This is a genomic window from Kordiimonas marina (assembly GCF_023006325.1).
Classification (GTDB): Bacteria; Pseudomonadota; Alphaproteobacteria; order Sphingomonadales; family Kordiimonadaceae; genus Kordiimonas; species Kordiimonas marina.
In genome coordinates, this window is sequence record NZ_JAINDF010000003.1 from 92,845 (window position 1) to 111,447 (window position 18,603).

At 57.7% G+C, this 18,603-nt stretch carries 12 protein-coding genes; 7 read left to right on the forward strand and 5 right to left on the reverse strand.

Going from position 1 to position 18,603, the window contains the following annotated elements; all coding sequences use genetic code 11:
• The first annotated feature begins 5 nt into the window (after positions 1 to 5).
• From K6118_RS06915 to K6118_RS06925, 3 genes are all read left to right on the forward strand, one after another.
• The gene (locus K6118_RS06915) at positions 6 to 1,346 is read left to right on the forward strand and encodes an SAM-dependent methyltransferase (protein WP_247119506.1); all 1,341 of its coding nucleotides are present in this window, start codon (positions 6 to 8) and stop codon (positions 1,344 to 1,346) included.
• Between the two features lie 505 nt (positions 1,347 to 1,851).
• Positions 1,852 to 4,629, forward strand: a complete 2,778-nt coding sequence (locus K6118_RS06920) for a TonB-dependent receptor (RefSeq protein ID WP_247119507.1) — start codon at positions 1,852 to 1,854, stop codon at positions 4,627 to 4,629.
• A 131-nt stretch (positions 4,630 to 4,760) separates the two neighbouring features.
• A complete protein-coding gene (locus tag K6118_RS06925) occupies positions 4,761 to 6,269 on the forward strand; it encodes a tryptophan halogenase family protein (protein WP_247119508.1) in 1,509 nt (502 codons plus the stop codon).
• Here K6118_RS06925 and K6118_RS06930 read toward each other — a convergent pair.
• Entirely contained in the window at positions 6,245 to 7,774 is a 1,530-nt protein-coding gene (locus K6118_RS06930; RefSeq protein WP_247119509.1) for a tryptophan halogenase family protein, read from the reverse strand. The two genes, K6118_RS06925 and K6118_RS06930, sit on opposite strands and share 25 nt — an antisense overlap.
• 632 nt (positions 7,775 to 8,406) lie before the next feature.
• Between K6118_RS06930 and K6118_RS06935 the strand changes: the two genes are divergently transcribed.
• Genes K6118_RS06935 through K6118_RS06945 form a run of 3 tightly spaced genes read left to right on the forward strand, consistent with a single transcriptional unit; the run spans position 8,407 to position 13,491 of the window.
• Positions 8,407 to 9,987, forward strand: coding sequence for a sodium:solute symporter (locus K6118_RS06935; protein WP_247119510.1), 1,581 nt, complete (start codon positions 8,407 to 8,409; stop codon positions 9,985 to 9,987).
• Positions 9,988 to 10,003: 16 nt separating this feature from the next.
• A complete protein-coding gene (locus K6118_RS06940; protein ID WP_247119511.1) occupies positions 10,004 to 11,869 on the forward strand; it encodes an alpha-amylase family glycosyl hydrolase in 1,866 nt (621 codons plus the stop codon).
• Positions 11,869 to 13,491, forward strand: a complete 1,623-nt coding sequence (locus K6118_RS06945; protein ID WP_247119512.1) for an alpha-glucosidase family protein — start codon at positions 11,869 to 11,871, stop codon at positions 13,489 to 13,491. Before K6118_RS06940 ends, K6118_RS06945 begins: the two co-directional genes overlap by 1 nt.
• 54 nt (positions 13,492 to 13,545) lie before the next feature.
• Here K6118_RS06945 and K6118_RS06950 read toward each other — a convergent pair whose 3' ends face one another.
• The 4 genes from K6118_RS06950 to K6118_RS06965 form a co-directional block, all read right to left on the reverse strand.
• On the reverse strand, positions 13,546 to 14,583 hold the full coding sequence (locus tag K6118_RS06950; RefSeq protein WP_247119513.1) for a LacI family DNA-binding transcriptional regulator: 1,038 nt from the start codon (positions 14,581 to 14,583) through the stop codon (positions 13,546 to 13,548).
• Between the two features lie 206 nt (positions 14,584 to 14,789).
• Positions 14,790 to 15,281, reverse strand: a complete 492-nt coding sequence (locus K6118_RS06955) for an Hsp20/alpha crystallin family protein (RefSeq protein WP_247119514.1) — start codon at positions 15,279 to 15,281, stop codon at positions 14,790 to 14,792.
• Between the two features lie 95 nt (positions 15,282 to 15,376).
• Positions 15,377 to 15,709 (reverse strand): chaperone modulator CbpM, encoded by a 333-nt coding sequence (locus K6118_RS06960; RefSeq protein WP_247119515.1) that lies wholly within the window; start codon positions 15,707 to 15,709, stop codon positions 15,377 to 15,379.
• An 8-nt stretch (positions 15,710 to 15,717) separates the two neighbouring features.
• Positions 15,718 to 16,650, reverse strand: a complete 933-nt coding sequence (locus tag K6118_RS06965; protein ID WP_247119516.1) for a DnaJ C-terminal domain-containing protein — start codon at positions 16,648 to 16,650, stop codon at positions 15,718 to 15,720.
• A 162-nt stretch (positions 16,651 to 16,812) separates the two neighbouring features.
• On the opposite strand from K6118_RS06965, the gene K6118_RS06970 reads away from it, so the two are divergent.
• The gene (locus K6118_RS06970; RefSeq protein ID WP_247119517.1) at positions 16,813 to 18,558 is read left to right on the forward strand and encodes a Na/Pi cotransporter family protein; all 1,746 of its coding nucleotides are present in this window, start codon (positions 16,813 to 16,815) and stop codon (positions 18,556 to 18,558) included.
• Positions 18,559 to 18,603: the final 45 nt, after the last annotated feature.

Below are 18,603 nucleotides of genomic sequence, written 5' to 3' on the forward strand. Positions count from 1 at the left end.
TTAGCATGAAACTTTTGGCGGCGGTTTTGACCAGGCTGATCAAGATCGGCACCCTGACTGTGATCGACGCACGCGGACGGCAATATCATTTCCAAGGTGATATGCCGGGGCCGGCTTTGACCATGCGGCTTTCAGGCCGCTGGACCGCACTGAAGATCGCCTTGAACCCGGGCCTCTATTTCGGCGAGGCCTATATGAACGGCCAGCTGACCGTTGATGGGGGTGGCACCATTTATGAACTGATGGATCTCCTGACCCGGAACACCGGCTGGGGGGCGGGCAGGCGGCTAGTCGGTGGCGGCAAGGTCGGGCGCTGGATCAGAAGTTTCAATCCGCAAGGGCGGGCGCGGGCCAATGTCGCCCACCATTATGACCTTTCGGATGAGCTTTATGAATTGTTCCTTGATGAGGACCGGCAGTATTCCTGTGGCTATTTCCGCTCCCCCGATGATGACCTGGAGACGGCTCAGCGCCAGAAGATGGAGCTGATTGCCGCCAAACTCAGGCTCAAGCCCGGGCAGCGTGTGCTCGATATCGGCTGTGGCTGGGGCGGTTTGGCCCGGCATTTGGTTCGGGCGCACAATGTGATGGTGACAGGCGTCACGCTTTCCGAAAACCAGTATGAATATGCCCGCACCCACCCAGGCAGCAAGGCGGTGGGGAGCCATCTTTCTTTTGCGCAGGAAGACTACCGGGAAGTCAGCGCCCGTTTTGACCGGGTTGTGTCCGTCGGCATGTTCGAGCATGTCGGCGTCCCGCACTATGACGAATATTTCCAGATGATCAGGCGGACGCTGACGGATGATGGTGTGGCCCTGGTCCATACCATTGGGGCCGCGAGCGGATCGTCCGCCACCAACGCCTGGATCAGCAAATATATCTTCCCGGGCGGCCATGTGCCGTCCCTGTCGGAGGCATCATCGGCGATTGAACGGGCAGGGCTCTATGTTACGGACCTGGAAATTCTGAGGCTTCATTATGCCGAGACGCTAAAGGCCTGGCGCCGACGGTTCCTGGCCAACCGGGCCAAGGCTGCAGCGCTCTATGATGAACGCTTCTGCCGGATGTGGGAATTCTATCTGGTCGCCAGTGAAACCGCCTTCAGGAATGGCGACCTTGTGGTGTTCCAGTTTCAATTGGCGAAGAAGCAGGATGCTGTACCGCTGACGCGGGATTATCTCCTGAATATCTGGCCTACAAAAACGCTTGATACCTATGCCGCACGACAGGCGACGGAATGGCATAAGGAAGTTCTTATCCATGCCGAGGATGAGGCAAGTCCCCTTCCGCATCACAGGCACTCCCATCACCTCAGCGAGCCAAACCCGGATCAGCAAAAGCACTAAAGGCGCCTATACCGGATGCCCTATGCCTCTTTGCAGCGTATGGTCATGGCTGACGACTCAAATAAACGAAAGGCATTGGTAACGTCCAGTTTGCGCCTGCAAAAGAGAGTCGGCTGCCTTCTGTTTTGGTATTCATTGCATGAATTTATGCGAAAATGCAAAAACAATGCAAAAAACGGCATTTCCCATACATGTGATCTGATTCTATCAAGAGGCCCATGTAAATGGCTTGAATCTGCGCCGTATGCCGCATAGTCCCTGGGGCCTATACAATAGGACTGTTGCAGAAATGCTGCATAATTTTGCAAATTATATTGAAAAAATGATAATCAAGCTTGCGATTTGCAGAATATGGGGTAACTTTTGCAAACGACCAATAAAAAGGGCGTCGGGGCGGTCTCAGGGAAAGGTAGCCGTTCCGGTACAGGTCTGATAGGCCCGTTGTCTTTTTGCAAAGAAAAGGCACGCCTTGGTTCTTCGGGAACGCCAATCTTGGGAGAGGGTAATGGAATCTAAACGAAAGCTTTACCGTTCGCGGCTGATGAGCAGTGCGGCGACGGGTATGGCGCTTGTGCTATTGGCTGCGGGCTCGGTACATGCCCAGGACGCCGCCGCTAAGGCAAGCGACAAGGCTGCGGCTACGGCCAAGGCTAGCAAAAAGAAAACGCAAGACGTCAATACGCTGGAGGAGATCACCGTAACGGGTCTTCGCGCCAGTATTGAAAGTTCGCTTCAAAAGAAAAAAGACAATACCTCGATGGTCGAGGCCATCACCGCGGAAGATATCGGCAAGCTGCCGGATACCAGTATTGCTGAATCGATCGCGCGCCTGCCGGGCCTTGCCGCCCAGCGCCTTGATGGTCGCGCCAACGTTGTCAGCATCCGTGGCCTCGGCCCGGATTTCACCACCACTTTGCTTAATGGCCGCGAGCAGGTGAGCGCCAGCGATAACCGCAGCGTCGAGCTTGACCAATATCCGGCTGAACTGATGAGCGGTGTTGTCGTCTATAAAACCCCGGATGCCGGCCTTGTCGGTCAGGGTCTTGGCGGCACCATCGATATGCAGACGGTTCGCCCGCTCTCCTATGGCCGCCGCCGGGTGGTCGTTGGCTTGCGTGGTGAGCTCAATACCTTGGGCAAGCTGAACCCTGACGTATCGAACAAGGGCTATCGCGCCAACTTCACCTACATCGACCAGTTCGCAGATGACACGATCGGTGTTGCGATCGGCTATTCGAAGATGAAAGAGCCGACCCAGGAAAACCGTTGGCAGGCATGGGGTTACCCGACAGCAGCCGACGGCAACCTGGTTCTGGGTGGTGCCAAGCCTTATGTGAAATCCAACACGCTTGATCGTGACGGCCTGATCGGCGTTCTGGAATATAAGCCCGATGCATCCCTGCATACCCGGCTTGACCTCTACTATTCCAAATTCAAGGATCACCAGCGCCTGCGCGGCATCGAGCTGCCGCTTGCCTGGTCGGCCGCCCAGCTTCAGCCGGGCTATACTGTCGACAATGGCCTGATTACGAATGGTACGTTCGATGGCGTCGAAGCCGTGATGCGGAACGATGTTGTCCATCGTGACTCCAGCATCTTCGCTGCTGGCTGGAACGTCGACTATCAGGTTAATGATAAGTGGTCCGTGAATGCTGACCTCAGCTATTCGCGCCTGAAGAAGTTTGAATCCAATATCGAGATCTACGCCGGTACTGGCCGTGGTGGTGGTGTTGGCGCGACCGATAACCTCGGCTTCACGCTCAACAGCAACGGTGTCGCTCAATTCGACCCGACCATCGACTATGCCGACCCGACCCTGTTCAAGTTGACGGACAGCCAGGGCTGGAACAACTGCGGTGGCCGCCTTGCCAACTGTCAGGATGGCTTCATCAACCACCCGAAAATCCATGACGAACTGTATGCTATCCGCCTTGCGGCGAACCGCCAGTTCGAAAAAGGCTTGTTCTCCAGCGTCGATTTCGGTGTCTATTTCTCGCACCGTGAAAAATCGCTTCTGGACCAGGGTGACGTGCTGACGCTGAAGGATTACCCGACCGACGTTCAGGTTCCGTCGCAGTATATGTATGATCCGGTATCGCTGGGCTTCATCGGTATTCCGGGCATGGTTAGCTTCGACAGCTACAGCTTCTTCCAGGACGGCAACTACACCCGTACCCGTGAAAGCCTGTGGAACACCGGCCGTCTGACCAATACCTGGACCGTGACCGAGAAGGTTATCACGCCGTTCGTGAAAGCCAATATTGACGGCACCTGGGGCAATACCCCGGTTAAAGGCAATATCGGCGTGCAGGCGGTGCATACTGACCAAAGTTCGCTCGGTAACCGGGTTACCACGAATGACAACGGCCAGACGGTGGTAACGCCGGGCACCTTCGGTGACAAATATTGGGAAATCCTGCCCAGCTTGAACATGTCGTTCGAAGTGTCGGAAAACCACTTCATCCGCGTCGGTCTGTCCCGGACTCTGGCTCGGGCGCGCCTGGATCAGGAAAACTCCGGTCTTGGTTATTCCGTGCACAAGTCGGTTAACGGTGAATCACCGTGGAGCGGTTCGGGCGGTAACCCCAACCTGCGGCCGTACCTGGCGGACTCGGCTGACCTGGCCTACGAAGCCTATTTCGGCAATGGTGGCGCTGTCTCGGTGGCCGCTTACTATAAGCACCTGGAGACGTGGGTAACGGATCTGCCGATCCTGACCGATTTCAGCGGCCTGCCGACCAATGGCATCGACGTCAACAACGTCTATCAGGGCTTTATCACTGTTCCGGTCAACACCGGCGGTGGCAACCTCTGGGGTGCGGAACTGGCCACGACCTTGCCGGGCACGCTCCTGAGCGAGAAACTGGATGGCTTCGGCAACCAGTTCAGCCTGTCCTACACCAACAGTAAGGTGAAGATCGACCCGGTTAACACGGCTACCATGCCGGGTCTGTCGCACTGGGTGCTGAACGACACGCTCTACTATGAAAAGAACGGCTTCCAAGCCCGTGTCAGCGGCCGCTACCGGACTGCATTCCTGGCCGAAGTCGCGGCGCTCAGCCTGAGCCGTACGCTGGTTGAAGCCCGGTCGGAATTCCTGGTCGATGCTCAAATTGGCTATGAGTTCCAGAGCGGTCCGTTCGATGGTCTGTCGATCCTGCTGCAGGGTAAGAACCTGACCAACCGTCCGTTCATCACCTACCTGAACAATGATATCCGTCAGGTTCGTGACTATCAGGAATACGGTCGGAACATCATGTTGGGTGTGACTTACGACTTCTAAGCCTGACCTAACAGGTACTCAATCATGCCCCTGCCGACTTCGCGGTCGACAGGGGCAATTTTTTAGGAACGGCTTTGACGGCGCCGGTGAGGGCTGGCACTGTTTGGCGGTAAGTAAAAAGGGAAGGGCGGATGACCGATAACAGGATCAAGGATGTCGTGATTGTAGGTGGTGGCACGGCGGGGTGGATGGCAGCTTCGGCGCTTTCCTATGCCATGCCGGGGCTCCTGAACATCCGCCTGATTGAATCGGATGCCATCGGCACCGTCGGTGTCGGTGAAGCGACCATCCCGCAGATCCGGCTTTTTAACCGCCTGGTTGAGCTGGATGAAGACGAATTCCTGAAAGCCACGCACGGCACCTTCAAGCTGGGCATCCAGTTTCAGAACTGGAACAAGCTTGGGGATTGTTACATGCATGCCTTTGGCTCCATCGGGCGCGGGCTTGGCATGCTGGAGTTTGAGAATTACTGGCTGAAGGCGCGGGCCGAAGGTGTGGCGGGCAGCCTGTGGGACTATTCCCTCAACGATACGGCGGCGCTGGCCGGAAAAATGGCGCGGTTCGACACCATTCCGGGCACCAATATGCAGGGGATATCCTATGCTTTCCATTTTGACGCCACCTTGTATGCCCGGTTTCTCAGGAAAAGGGCTGAGGCCAAGGGGGTAACGCGCACCGAAGGCAAAATCGTCGACGTCACCTTACGGGGCAGCGACGGTTTCATTGAAAGCGTGACGCTGGAAAATGGTACGGAGATCGGCGGCGACCTGTTTATCGACTGCTCGGGCTTCCGCGGGCTTCTGATCGAAGACGCCCTGAAGACGGGCTATGACGATTGGACCCATTGGCTGCCGTGTGACCGGGCGATCGCCGTCCCCAGTGAAAATGTTTCGGCGCCAAGGCCTTATACCCAGTCTATCGCGCATACGGCAGGGTGGCAGTGGCGTATCCCGCTCCAGCACCGGACGGGGAATGGCCATGTCTTCTGCAGTGATTATATGAGCGAGGACGAAGCGACCGCGATCCTGCTTTCGAACCTGGAAGGCAAGCCGCTTGCGGACCCGCGGGTGTTGAAGTTTACCACCGGGAAACGGCGGAAATTCTGGAACAAGAACTGTATCGCGCTCGGGCTTTCCAGCGGTTTCATGGAGCCCTTGGAATCCACCAGTATTCACCTGATCCAGTCTGGCCTCAGCCGTCTGCTGTCGCTGTTCCCGGACAAGAGTTTCGCCCAGGCGGAAATTGATGAATATAACCGGCAGGCGGATTTCGAGTTCGAGCGTATCCGCGACTTCCTGATTTTGCATTATCATGCAAATGAGCGTACGGATTCCGACTTCTGGACCCGCTGCCGCGAAATGGACATCCCGGAAACCCTTCAGCACAAGATCGACCTGTTTAGGTCAACAGGCCGTATTTTCCGGGAGCACGAAGAGCTGTTCACCGAACTTGGCTGGTTCCAGGTGATGATCGGGCAGGGGATTACCCCTGAAGCTTACCACCCGATGGCGGATATGCTGACGCGCGATCAGCTCAAGGGTTTCATGGGGGACCTCAAGACCATCGTCGACCGCACGGTTGCCCAGCTGCCGTCACAGGAAGATTTTATCCGGGCTCACTGCGCCATAGCACGGCAATAGTGCGCGATATATTGCTCATGGGTCGGCATGACCTCGGCGGCTTCCTGCATGATGCGGCGCAGGCTCTTTAGGTTGTCTGCGGCCGGGACTTGCGGGCGCATGTCCACAAGCGGGTCATAATGCTCTGGCCATATATCCTGCCCAATGAAGACAGCAAGCCAGCTCGGGTTCTGGAACAGTTCCAGATCTTTCGCGACGATGCGGCCGTAGGCGCGGAAATGATCGATCTTGTATTGAAGCGTCTCCGGGATTTCCATCGCGCCGGTATATTGCCACAAGGGGCTGTCGCGCCTTTCCGTTGCTTTATAGTGCAGGATCAGGAAATCGCGCGTGCGTTCGTATTCCGCTTTGGTGATACGGTTATATTCCGTGGCGAGAAGCGGGTTCATGTCCCGATCCGGGAACAGCGCCAATAGGCGTCGGATGCCTGACTGGATAAGGTGCAGGCTGGTCGATTCAAGTGGTTCCATGAACCCCGCTGAAAGCCCGATCGCAACACAGTTCTTGTTCCAAAACTGCTTGCGGCGGCCTGTGGTGAAGCGGAGGAGGCGCGGGTCGGCGAGCGGCTTGCCGTCAAGGTTCGAGAGCAGGGTCCCGGTCGCGTCCTCATCGGAGATATACTGGCTGCAATAAACATGGCCATTGCCGATGCGGTGCTGGAGCGGAATGCGCCACTGCCAGCCGGCCTTATGGGCGATCGACTTGGTGTAAGGCGTGAAGTCGCCGCCGCTTGCGCATGGGACAGCGACGGCGCGGTCGCACGGCAGCCAGCGGGTCCAGTCCTCATAGCCTGTCTGCAGCGTCTTTTCGATCAACAGGCCATAAAAGCCGGTGCAATCGACAAAAAAGTCAGCCTCTACCGTGCGGCCATCCGCGAGCGTGACACTTTCAATGAAGCCGGTCTCGCCTGCAAGCGAGACATCGGTCACCTTGCCTTCGATCCGCTCAACGCCGCGTTCAGTGGCATAGGAGCGCAGAAGCTTGGCGTAGAGAATGGCGTCAAAATGGTAGGCGTAATCGTAGGTGGACTGCACAAGCCGTGGGTCATCGGTCGGGCGGTTGAAGCGCCCCCGGGCCGCGGCGGCCCACGCCATGGAATAGTCGTCCAGGCTGGATGTGTCGCCATGCGCCCGTTCGCGCAGCCAATAGTGATAGAGCGGAATAGCGTCGAAATCGGCACCATATTGGCCGAACGGATGGAAATAGGCGTGGCCCTTGCGCGTCCAGTCGATGAATTGGATGCCCAGTTTGAAGCTGCCGTTCGTGGCTGCGACGAAGACATTCTCATCGATGCCCAGGCTTTGGTTGAACAGCTTGATCGGGGGGATGGTCGCTTCGCCAACGCCAATCACGCCGATTTCTTCGGATTCGATCAGGGTAATGTCGCAGCTGGTGCCGATGGCATTGGCAAGGGCCGCTGCGGTCATCCAGCCTGCGGATCCGCCACCGATGATGGCAATGCGGCGCAGTGCCTGCGGATTAGTTTCTGCTGCCTTGTTGGACACTGAACTTTCTCCCCCACTCGTTCCCTAGTGCGTAGCGTCGGCCATGCTTCGCCTGACCTTAAGGTATGGTGCCATGGTTAGGGGTATTTAAAAAGCACCCTGGCAGACGGAATCTGCCAGGGTGAAGATAGCTCTTTCAGGTTCATGCCTTGCGGGAGGGAAGCCTGCTGCAGGCATGAAGTCTTCCTAAAAGAGGCCCCTAAACTTTGGTCGTCGAAGAGGAAAGCTGCGTCGACCCCACTTAACTCATACTGCGCCCATTGGGCGTAAATCCCCCAATACAGGCCTGTGTCTCCAACAGGACATGCTGGACCTGTATCGTTTCCGTATTTTGCAAAAATAACGTAAAAAATGCAAAAATCAATAAATTATGTAATTTGTTGCATTATAATTTGGTGGTTGCAGCAGGAGAGGCCCTGCGCGGCTTTACGTAGCGTTCGGCGCCGAGTCAGCGTTACTATAGACAAACCATCCAGTTTTCCCGTCAATCAGAGGCCTGTTGCCCTGTTGCAAAAATAAAGTAATTTCACTTTGAATTTGCAAAAAGTTTGCAATTCAGGCCTTTTCTCACTTATAAGAAATAAGAATCATTTCGATGCTTGGGAACAGCATCTGGGAAAAGGGGAATTGGGGTGAGCGAGTTTCATCTGGGTCAGCTCGATCTGGTCGTAATCGGCCTGTATTTTGTATTGGTTGTTGGCATGGCCTGGGCATTGTCCGGCCGCCAGGATACCGCGGAAGATTACTTTCTGGCCGGACGGCGTTTCACCTGGCCGTTCATCGGTCTGTCGCTTTATGCATCCAACATCTCCGGGACGACACTTGTTGGCCTTGCGGGGGATGCGTACGCAACCGGGATCTCGGTCTATAACTATGAATGGCTGGCGGCGCTGGTGTTGGCGCTCTTCGCCATTTTCGTGATGCCCTTCATCCTCCGGGCCAAGGTCTATACGGTTCCGGAATATCTGGAACGCCGCTATGACCGCCGTGCCCGGGTATATTTCTCCGGCCTTACACTGTTCCTGACCGTTGTCATCGACACGTCGGCCACGCTTTATGCCGGTGGCCTTATCCTCAAGATGATCTTCCCGGACATCCCGATCTCGCTCATGATCGCGGTTCTGGCAATTTTCGCAGGCGCCTATACCATCGTCGGCGGTTTGGCTGCGGTTATCATCACCGACGCCGTGCAGGCCGTTATCCTGCTTATCGGTGCCGTCGTGGTAGCTTGGTCCGCCTTCGACCATATCGGCAGCTGGTCCCAGCTTATGCATGCTGTTCCGCATGAAAAGCTGAGCCTGATCAGGCCGATGGGCGACCCCGGCGTTCCGTGGCTGGGCCTCATTCTTGGCGCGCCGCTTCTCGGCTTCTATTTCTGGTGTACCAACCAGTTCATGGTGCAGCGGGTGCTTTCCGCCAAGTCGCTTGAACATGGCCGCTGGGGCGCGCTGTTCGCCGGTTTCATCAAGCTGCCGGGGCTGTTCCTGATGGTGCTGCCGGGCACGGCCGCCATCATCCTGCTGCCGAACCTGTCGAACCCGGACCTTGTGTATCCGACGCTGATCTTCAAGTTCCTGCCGGCGGGCCTTCTGGGCCTCGTGCTTGCGGGCTTCCTGGCGGCGATGATGTCGCAGATCGATAGCGCCATGAACTCGGCCTCGACCCTCGTCACCATGGACTTTGTGCGCATCTGGAAGCCGGAGATCACCGAAAGCGACATGGTCAAGGTTGGCCGCTGGTCCACCTTCACCGTGCTTGTACTCGCCATCCTGTGGGCACCTCAAATTGAACGTTTCGGTTCGCTGTTCAAATATCTGCAGACGATCCTGTCGTATGCGGTTACGCCGACCCTGGCGCTGTTCCTGGTCGGCAGCTTCTGGCGCCGCGCCAACGGGACCGGCGGTTTCATCGCGCTGATGAGCGGTACCGCGCTCGGTGTCCTGATGTTCCTGATGATCGAGGTCTGGCACCTCTTCAGCCTGCACTTCCTGCTTGTAACGCCGATTGTGTTCGGTTTCTCCTGCCTGATGCTGGTTGTCGGCAGCCTGATGACCGCGCCGTCCGAAAAGGATCCGACGCCTTATATCTGGACTGTCGCAAGCTATCATGAAGAGACGGCCGAACTGAAACAGCGTCCGATGTGGCAGAACTACCGTGTTCAGGCGCTTGTCCTGATGGCCATGGCCGCGGCCATTGTGATTTCCTTCTGGTAAGCGGGGGAGAGACGCCATGACCTTCTGGACCAAAGCACGCAAAGCCTTCTTCCTGGGGACCGCGCTCACCTGCGCGCCGCTCATCCCGACCGCCTCCCTTCAGGCGGCCGACGGTGGCGCGGTCCATTCCCTCAAGCCTTACGCCGACAGGCCAGCCACCGATGACGTGATCTATTTCGTCATGCCGGACCGGTTCGCGAATGGCGATCCATCCAATGATACCGGCGGTATCGCAGGTGGCGCGAAGGTGAATGGCTTCGACCCGACCAACAAGGGCTTCTACCACGGCGGGGATATCAAGGGGCTGATCAGCAAGCTGGATTATCTGCAGGATATGGGCGTGACCGCCATCTGGTTCACGCCGATCTTCAAGAACAAAGCCGTGCAGGGCGATGCCAAGCACCTTTCAGCGGGCTATCATGGCTACTGGATTACCGATTTCACCAGTGTTGACCCGCACCTCGGTACCAATGACGACCTGAAGGCGTTGGTTACGGAAGCGCACAAGCGCAACATGAAGGTGATCTTCGATATCATCGTCAACCACACGGCGGATGTGATCCAGTACCGGGAGTGCACGGGCGAGGGTAACCCTGGTGGTGTGACGGCGCCTGGCTGCAAATACCGGTCGCTTGCGGACTATCCCTACACCCATAAGGGCGGCAAGACCGGTCCTGCCATCAACAAGGGCTTTGCGGGCGACGGTCCTGCGCACCAGACAGAGGCGAACTTCGCCAAGCTCACCAACCCGGATTATGCCTACACGCCCTATGTACCGAAGGGTGAGGAACATATCAAGAAGCCGGACTGGCTGAACAATGTCCTCTATTACCACAACCGCGGCAACACGACCTTCCAGGGCGAGAACTCGCTCTATGGTGATTTCGGTGGCCTCGATGATGTGTTCACGGAAAATCCGGCGGTCGTGAAGGGCTTCACCAAGCTTTACGAAAGCTGGATCAAAAACTTTAAGATAGACGGCTACCGCATTGATACTGCACGTCATGTGAATGATAGCTTCTGGCAGAAATTCTCCCCGGCCATCATCAAATATGCCGCCAAGGAAGGCATCCCGCATTTCTATATGTTCGGGGAGGTCTATGACGGAGATCCGAAGCGTCTGTCCCACTTTACGACGGTGGCCAAGCTGCCGGCGGTTCTGGACTTCGGCTTCCAGGGGGCTGTCACGCAGGTGCTGGCGCACGACAAGGGCACGGATGTCCTTGCCAAGCTCTTCTCGGAAGACAGCCTTTATGGCCCCGGTGTCGCGGATACGCTGCCGACCTTCCTCGGCAACCATGACATGGGCCGGTTTGGTCATTTCCTGCGGGAAGCACACCCGCATATGAGCGACGCCGAGATGATGAAACGCACCATTCTCGGCAACGCGCTGATGTTCTTCGCGCGCGGTGTGCCGGTTATCTATTATGGTGATGAGCAGGGCTTTGTGGGCGATGGCGGCGATCAGGACGCGCGGGAAGATATGTTCCCCAGCAAGGTCGCCAGCTATAACGACAACAAGCTGATCGGCACGGACGCCACCACGGCGGTAGACAATTTCAACGAAAATCACCCGCTTTACCGGTCGCTGAAGGCGATGGCGGCGCTTTATCACGCCAACCCGGCGCTCCGCCAGGGCAAGCAGAAAGTGCTGATGAGCAGCCCGAAACCTGGGCTTTTCGTCTTCAGCCGGACCGACAAGGCCTCCGGTGAAACGGTCCTGGTGGTGGTTAACACTGCCAAAGAAGCAATGACATATAAAACCGGCGCGGCGCTGACGCCGATGACGGATGGCTGCACGCTGGCAAGCGACAAGGGGGAAACCGACCTCCACCTTGCGCCGCTTAGCTATGCTGTGTGCCGGATGGGGAAAAATAACTGATGCAGCAACAGGATAATAAACACCGAACCCGGGTTATCGCTGGCGACGACTGGTGGCGCGGTGCGGTCATCTACCAGATTTATCCGCGCAGCTTTGCGGACAGCAACGGTGACGGTGTCGGAGACCTCAAGGGCATCACCGCCCGGCTCAAGCACGTTGCCTCGCTCGGTGTTGACGGTATCTGGCTGTCGCCTTTCTTCACCTCGCCAATGAAGGATTTCGGCTATGACGTCGCCGATTTTTGCGGTGTCGACCCGATTTTCGGCTCCCTCGAAGATTTTGATGAGCTTCTGGAGACGGCACACCGGCTTGGCCTCAAGGTCATCATCGATCAGGTTTATAGCCATACTTCGGATCAGCACGCCTGGTTCCAGGCCAGCCGCGAAGGCCGGGATAGCGACAAGGCTGACTGGTATATCTGGGCTGATGCCCGGCCGGACGGCACGCCGCCGTCGAACTGGCAGTCGGTCTTCATGGGCCCGGCCTGGACCTTCGATTCCCGCCGTGGTCAATATTACCTGCACAATTTCCTCTCAAGCCAGCCGGACCTGAATGTCCATAACCCGGCGGTTCAGAAGGCGCTTCTGGATACGGCACGCTTCTGGTTGGATCGTGGTGTCGATGGCTTCAGGCTTGATGCGGTCAATTTCTATATGCATGACCCGGAATTCCGGGACAATCCGGCGCTTGCAGGGGCAAAGGGACACAAACCTTTCGACCTGCAGGACCATCTTTATAACCAGTCGCACCCGGATATTCCCAAGTTCCTGGAACGTATCCGCGGGCTGCTGGACGAGTATCCTGAAAGCTTTGCCGTCGCTGAAGTCGGCGGTGAGCGTGCGCTTGAGGAAATGCAGCTTTATACCGAGGGTGGCAAGCGCCTGCAGACCGCCTACAGCTTTGAGTTCCTTGAGGCTGATACGCTTTCCGCGGCGGTGATCCGGGACGCTGTTGCCGCGTGGCCGCAGGCCGCGGGGACCGGCTGGCCGTCCTTCACCTTCTCGAACCATGACCGGCCGCGGGCTGTCACGCGCTGGGCACGGTCTGAATCCGAGGAGCTGGACCCACGCTTCGCGATTTTCCTCAATACGCTTCTGTGTTCGCTGCGGGGCAGCATTTGCCTGTACCAGGGTGAAGAGGTCGGCTTGCCGCAGGGCAGGGTGCCGTTCGAACGCCTGGTGGACCCCGAAGCCATCGCCAACTGGCCGGATACGCTGGGGCGGGATGGTACACGGACACCGATCCCGTGGCTCAAGGGTGTGCCGCACGCCGGGTTCTCCGAAGCCGAACCCTGGCTGCCGGTTGATGAACGCCATCATGATTTCGCGATCGACGCCCAGGAGAAAGACCCCAAGTCGCCACTTCATGCGCTTCGGGACTTCCTGGCTTTCCGGCACAAGGAGTTGGCGCTCGTCAAAGGCAGCATCAGCTTCCTTGATACCGCTGAACCGGTTCTGGCTTTCGTGCGGGAGCATGAGGGCCGCAAGCTGTTGTGCGTCTTCAACCTGGGCACCGAAGCGGCCGAGTGGGCTGAGGGCAATGGGATGCTGCTCTACAGTGTCAACGAAGCCGAACCCGGCAAGGCATTGCCGCCGATCAGCGGCTATATCGCAGCGCTCTAAACCAACAAAAAGGCCGCCTCAATGGGCGGCCTTCTTCGTATCAGTCCTCATCGGTTAAGCGCCGCAGCTTTCGCGCACGATCAGTTCGGTCGGCAGCAGCTCTGAGCGGACTTTTTCACCCTCGGCGAGCCGGAGCGCCTTGCTGACAAGCCTGCGGCCTGCACGGGCGACATCCTGGCGGATCGTGGTGAGCGCGGGTGTGCTGTAGGCGGAGATGCGGACATCGTCATAGCCGATGACCGAAACATCGCCCGGCACGGACAGGCCGTTGCGCATCAACGCGCGGATAGCGCCCATGGCGATGACGTCGGCGGCGGCGACAACACCATCGAATTTCACGCCGGTTTCCATCAATACCTCAATGGTCTCCATGGCGGATTCAAACGAGAAAGCGGCGTTGCGAACGAGGTTCTCATCCAGGGGCACGCCAGCTTCCTTGAGGGCGTCGCAATATCCTTCATAGCGCAAGGTGACCTCAGGGGCTTCGATATCGCCAATGAAGGCGACCTTCTTGCGGCCAAGGCGCAAAAGGTGGCTCGCAGCCATATAGCCGCCGCGCTTGTTGTCGGACCCGATTGAGCAATAGGCCTGGTTTTCAAGCTGAGCGCCCCAAACCACGAACGGCGCGCCGGTGCGGGCAAGTTGGTTCAATGGCTCATGCAGCAAGCTCTGGCCGATGATGATGAAGGCTTCAGCGCGGCGGTCATGGACGGCCTTTTCCAGGTCCTTGAAATCCCGCGGGCTGTGGTGGGAGATCAGGAAGTCGCAGTCATTTTCCTTCATGGCATCGCCGATGCCGCCAATGAGGTCCAGGTAGAAAGCGTCGGAAATCCGGGCTTCCTTGCCTTGAGGCAGCGGAATGATCAGCTCCAGCGTACGGTAGTTGGCCTGGGGGCCGGGCTCCTCCTTACGGCGGAGCACCATGTTGTTTTCTTCGACAATTGCCAGAATGCGCTGCTTGGTAGCATCCGAGACCAGGGGGCTGTCACTGAGCGCGCGGGAGACTGTTGAAATCGACACACCGGCGATCTCTGCAACATCTTCAAGACGCACAGGTTTACGTGCGGTCGTATCTTTCTTGGCCGATTTCATTTGGCTACCCACTCCCACCATCGCTAATCACTGAAAAAATTAAAGATTTTCCATGATTGTGGCGCGCCGCGAGGGCTATTTCAAGGATGGATTGCAAAAATATGCAAAATTTTGCAATCCGATCGTTCTCAAGTCAATTTCCCAAGAAAATGCCGGCGCTTTGAGGGGAGGAATAAGCGCCGGCAAGTGTGGGGTACTCAGGGAGGTTAAGAAGCGTTTATTGCAATCTTGCGTTCTTTGGATTTCGCCTTTGCCGATTTCGGCAAGTGCAGGGCCAGAACGCCTTTTTTCACCGACGCCTCGATCTTGTCGGTGTCGACCTCAGCGGGGAGTTCGACCCGGCGCTGGAAGCTGCCGAAAGAGCGCTCAATGCGGTGGAAATTATCTTTCTTTTCCTCCGAGCTGCTTTCGCGCTTGCCGCTGATCAGCAGGAGGTTGCCGCTCAGGCTGACGTCGATGTCTTTCTCATCGAGGCCGGGCACATCGACAGTGATATCGAAGGCTTTGTCGTTTTCGGACACATCCATCTTCGCGAAGTTCGCGAATTCGCGATCGTCCGAGAACCACTGTGCCGGTGCGGCGTTGAAATAACGGTCGATCAACCGGTCCATGTCGGCATGGAGCGTTTCAAACGGATGCTGCCACGTTGCCATGCTATGACCGCCGTTTTTACTGGGGAGTGTTTCTTTGCGTGCCATGATCATCACCTCATCAGAGCGTTAAATGATGATCCCACTTTAGCGAGGCGCCGGTAAAATTCTTTGATCATGGTCAAGCCAAAGTGGCAGACCTGCTACTTTTCGTTATCGAAGGCTTCCAGAAGTGCCGAGCGTACAGCGTTGCGAACATCCTCGTCCTGCGCCTCGACCGCGACGGTTATGGTCTTGAGCGCATGGCGGAGGCCATGGACCTGATCAATGAGCGAGAGGACAAACGGCACAGCTTCCTCATTGGCGGCGAGATCGGCCTGCAGATGACGGATGAAATCAAGCCGGGCGATGTCTATCTCGTTGAAACACTGGCCTTCCGGGCTTAGAGCAGGTTTGACCCAGCCACGCTCGATACAGAGGTGAAGCTCAGATCGGGTCAAACCGCGGACACGGGCGATAACGTCTTGTTCGGTCATGATCATGGTCATTCTCCGTCAAAAGCCTGGCGGACGCTGTAGCTGTGCTTGTCCTTCCAGCCTTCCATAAAGGTTTTGAGTTCCTCATCCGGTTTCGCAGGCATGACGATCTTGAGGCTGACCAACTGGTCGCCCGCCGCCCCCTTCGCGGGCTTGATGCCCTTGCCCTTGAGGCGCAGGGTCTGGCCTGAGGAGGCGCCAGCAGGGACAGGCACGGCGACCTTGCCGTGAATGGTCGGGACCGTCACTTTGCCGCCGAGGACGGCTTCATCAAGCGTGATCGGCACATCAAGAAGGATATCCCGCCCGCGCCGCTTGAAATAGGGGTGGGGTGTTACCGTCACCTTCACGTAGGCATCCCCGTTCGGGCCGCCGCCGTGCCCCGCGATCCCCTTGCCTTTGAGGCGCAGGGTCTGGCCATCGCTGACGCCTGCGGGCACCGTAATATCGAGGGAGGCGCCGTCCGGCATGGTTACACGGCGTTTGGCACCGAGGGCCGCGTCCATGAAGTTGACCTCGAAGGCATACTGGACGTCGGCGCCCCTGAAGGCCTGCGTGTGATGGTGCCGGCCATGACCGCCGCGGGCAGCCCGGCCGAACAGCTCGGAAAAGATATCGCTTTCATCGCCGAAGTCGGCAAAGCCGCCGCTTGAATAATATTGCTGGCGTGGTCCTTCGCCCGCGTAGGTCTTGTAATAGGCATTGTCTGGCCGCTCGGCACCCGTGGCATCGATCTCACCCCGGTCGAACCGGGCCCGCCGCTCCTTATCCCCCAGGAGATTATAGGCCGCGGAAATATTCTTGAATTTCTCCTCGGCCTTTTTGTCCCCGGGGTTCAGGTCCGGGTGCAGGTCCTTGGCGAGCTTGCGGTAAGCGGATTTAATTTCCTTGTCGGAGGCATCGGGTTTGACGCCCAATATGTCATACGGATTGTCGCTCACAGTGCGGCCTCTCTTGCATTGATCTCATCGGGACCAAAGAAATTCGTGATTGAAGGTGTATCTTAGCGCGCCTTCATGAGGTTGCCTTGACATTTCTCAAGTGAAACAGGGGCATGTGGTGTATTATGCCGCAATGATGACAAAGACTTACGGGCAGACTGTATGGCGGAATTGACCGAGTTTGGCGAACTTGCGGGCGGACTGGGGCTGCTTCTTTTGGCGCTCTCGATGATGACGTCGGGCCTGAGGGTTGCGGCGGGGGACCGCCTGACCCAGATCCTCAAGAAAAGCACGACTCCAGCCTGGCGCGGGCTGCTCTCCGGCATTTCGGTGACGGCTGTCGCCCAGTCTTCAAGCGCTGTCACGGTCGCGACCATCGGGTTTGTCAACGCCGGGCTGATGACGCTGCAACAGGCTGTGACTGTCGTGTTCGGCACCAATATCGGCACCACGGCGACAGGCTGGATGGTGTCCTTCCTTGGGTTTGAGATCAAAATCGCGGTTTTGGCCCTGCCGATGGTCGGTGTCGGGATGCTGGTCAAACTGCTTTATGGCGAACGGTCATACGGCGGTTTCGGCATCGCGCTTGCCGGGTTTGGCCTGTTTTTCCTGGGGCTCGACTTTCTGCGCGACGGGTTCGAACTCATCAGCCCCTCCATCAATTTCAAGATTGTCAGCCAGTTCGGCGTGTTTGGCGTTCTCCTGGGCGTGCTGATCGGCTTTGTGGTAACCGCGATTGCCCAGTCCTCAAGCGTGGCGGTCGCCCTTGTCCTGACCGCAGCGGCGGGCGGGGCGATCACGCTGCCGAGTGCTGCTGCCATGGTCGTCGGCGCCAATATCGGCACATCCTCGACCGCTGTCCTCGCAGCCATTGGCGCCACGGCCAATGCGCGGCGTGTGGCCATGGCCCATGTGATCTTCAACCTGATCACCGGTGTCGTTGCGGTTTTGATCCTGATCGCGACGGTGCCGTTCGATGACAAGATCGCAACCCTCGCGGCCCCTGCGACCCTGCTGGCGCTGTTTCATACCTGCTTCAACGTCATGGGCGTCATTCTCATTTGGGCGTTCCGGGGCCGTCTTGTGGCCTTTCTGGAAACCCAGTTCCGCACCCGCGAGGAAGACATGCTGAAGCCGCGCTATCTGGACAAGACGCTGATCGGCACACCGCCGCTTGCCGTTCAGGCCGCCATGCAGGAAGTGGCGCGGATCGATGGCTATATCACTACGCTGGTTGCCCAGGCGCTGGATGAAAATGAGGCCGACCACCCGGAACTGGTGCCGACATCCTACGCCATTCATGTGCTGGTGGAGCAGGTGTATGACTTTGTCGGCCGTGTCCAGCAAACGAACCTGGCACCCGAGGTTTCGACACAGCTGACGACGGTCCTGAAAACCAGCCAATATTATCTGGAGGCGGCGCACCTGGCGCTTCAGGCCAAGGGCGTTCGCGGCGCGATCCGCCGGCTTGGGAACCCACAGGTGCGGCGGAACTGTTCGCGCTATGTGAACCTGATCGCACCGGCGATCGAGCGGCAAGGACTGGAAGCCGCCCCCATGGTGCCCGCGATCCCGGAAGACAACGCGAAGAAACTGGATCTGGGCTATCACAGCCTGCGGTCGGACCTTCTGAGCGGGGTTATGGCGCATGAGGTTGAGCCGGGGGCCGTGAATGATTTCCTCGAAATCCTCAGCACGCTCAACCGGCTTGTCTCCCGCTTTGCCAAGGCCGCCAACGTCCTCAATGAGGTTGCCAGTGAAAGCCAGAATGGCGGGAATGAAACCAAAGAGGAAATTGAGGTCACGGCACAGACCAGCGAGGATGAGCTGACGGCCGAGGCGAAGGAAGCCAACCCATCCCCGGAGAGGGATGAGCCAGACAGCTCCGAAGCGAAAAAGGAAGCTTGACGTCCGTCAAGGCAAGCGCATGGTGACTGGGGGAGAAGACATCAT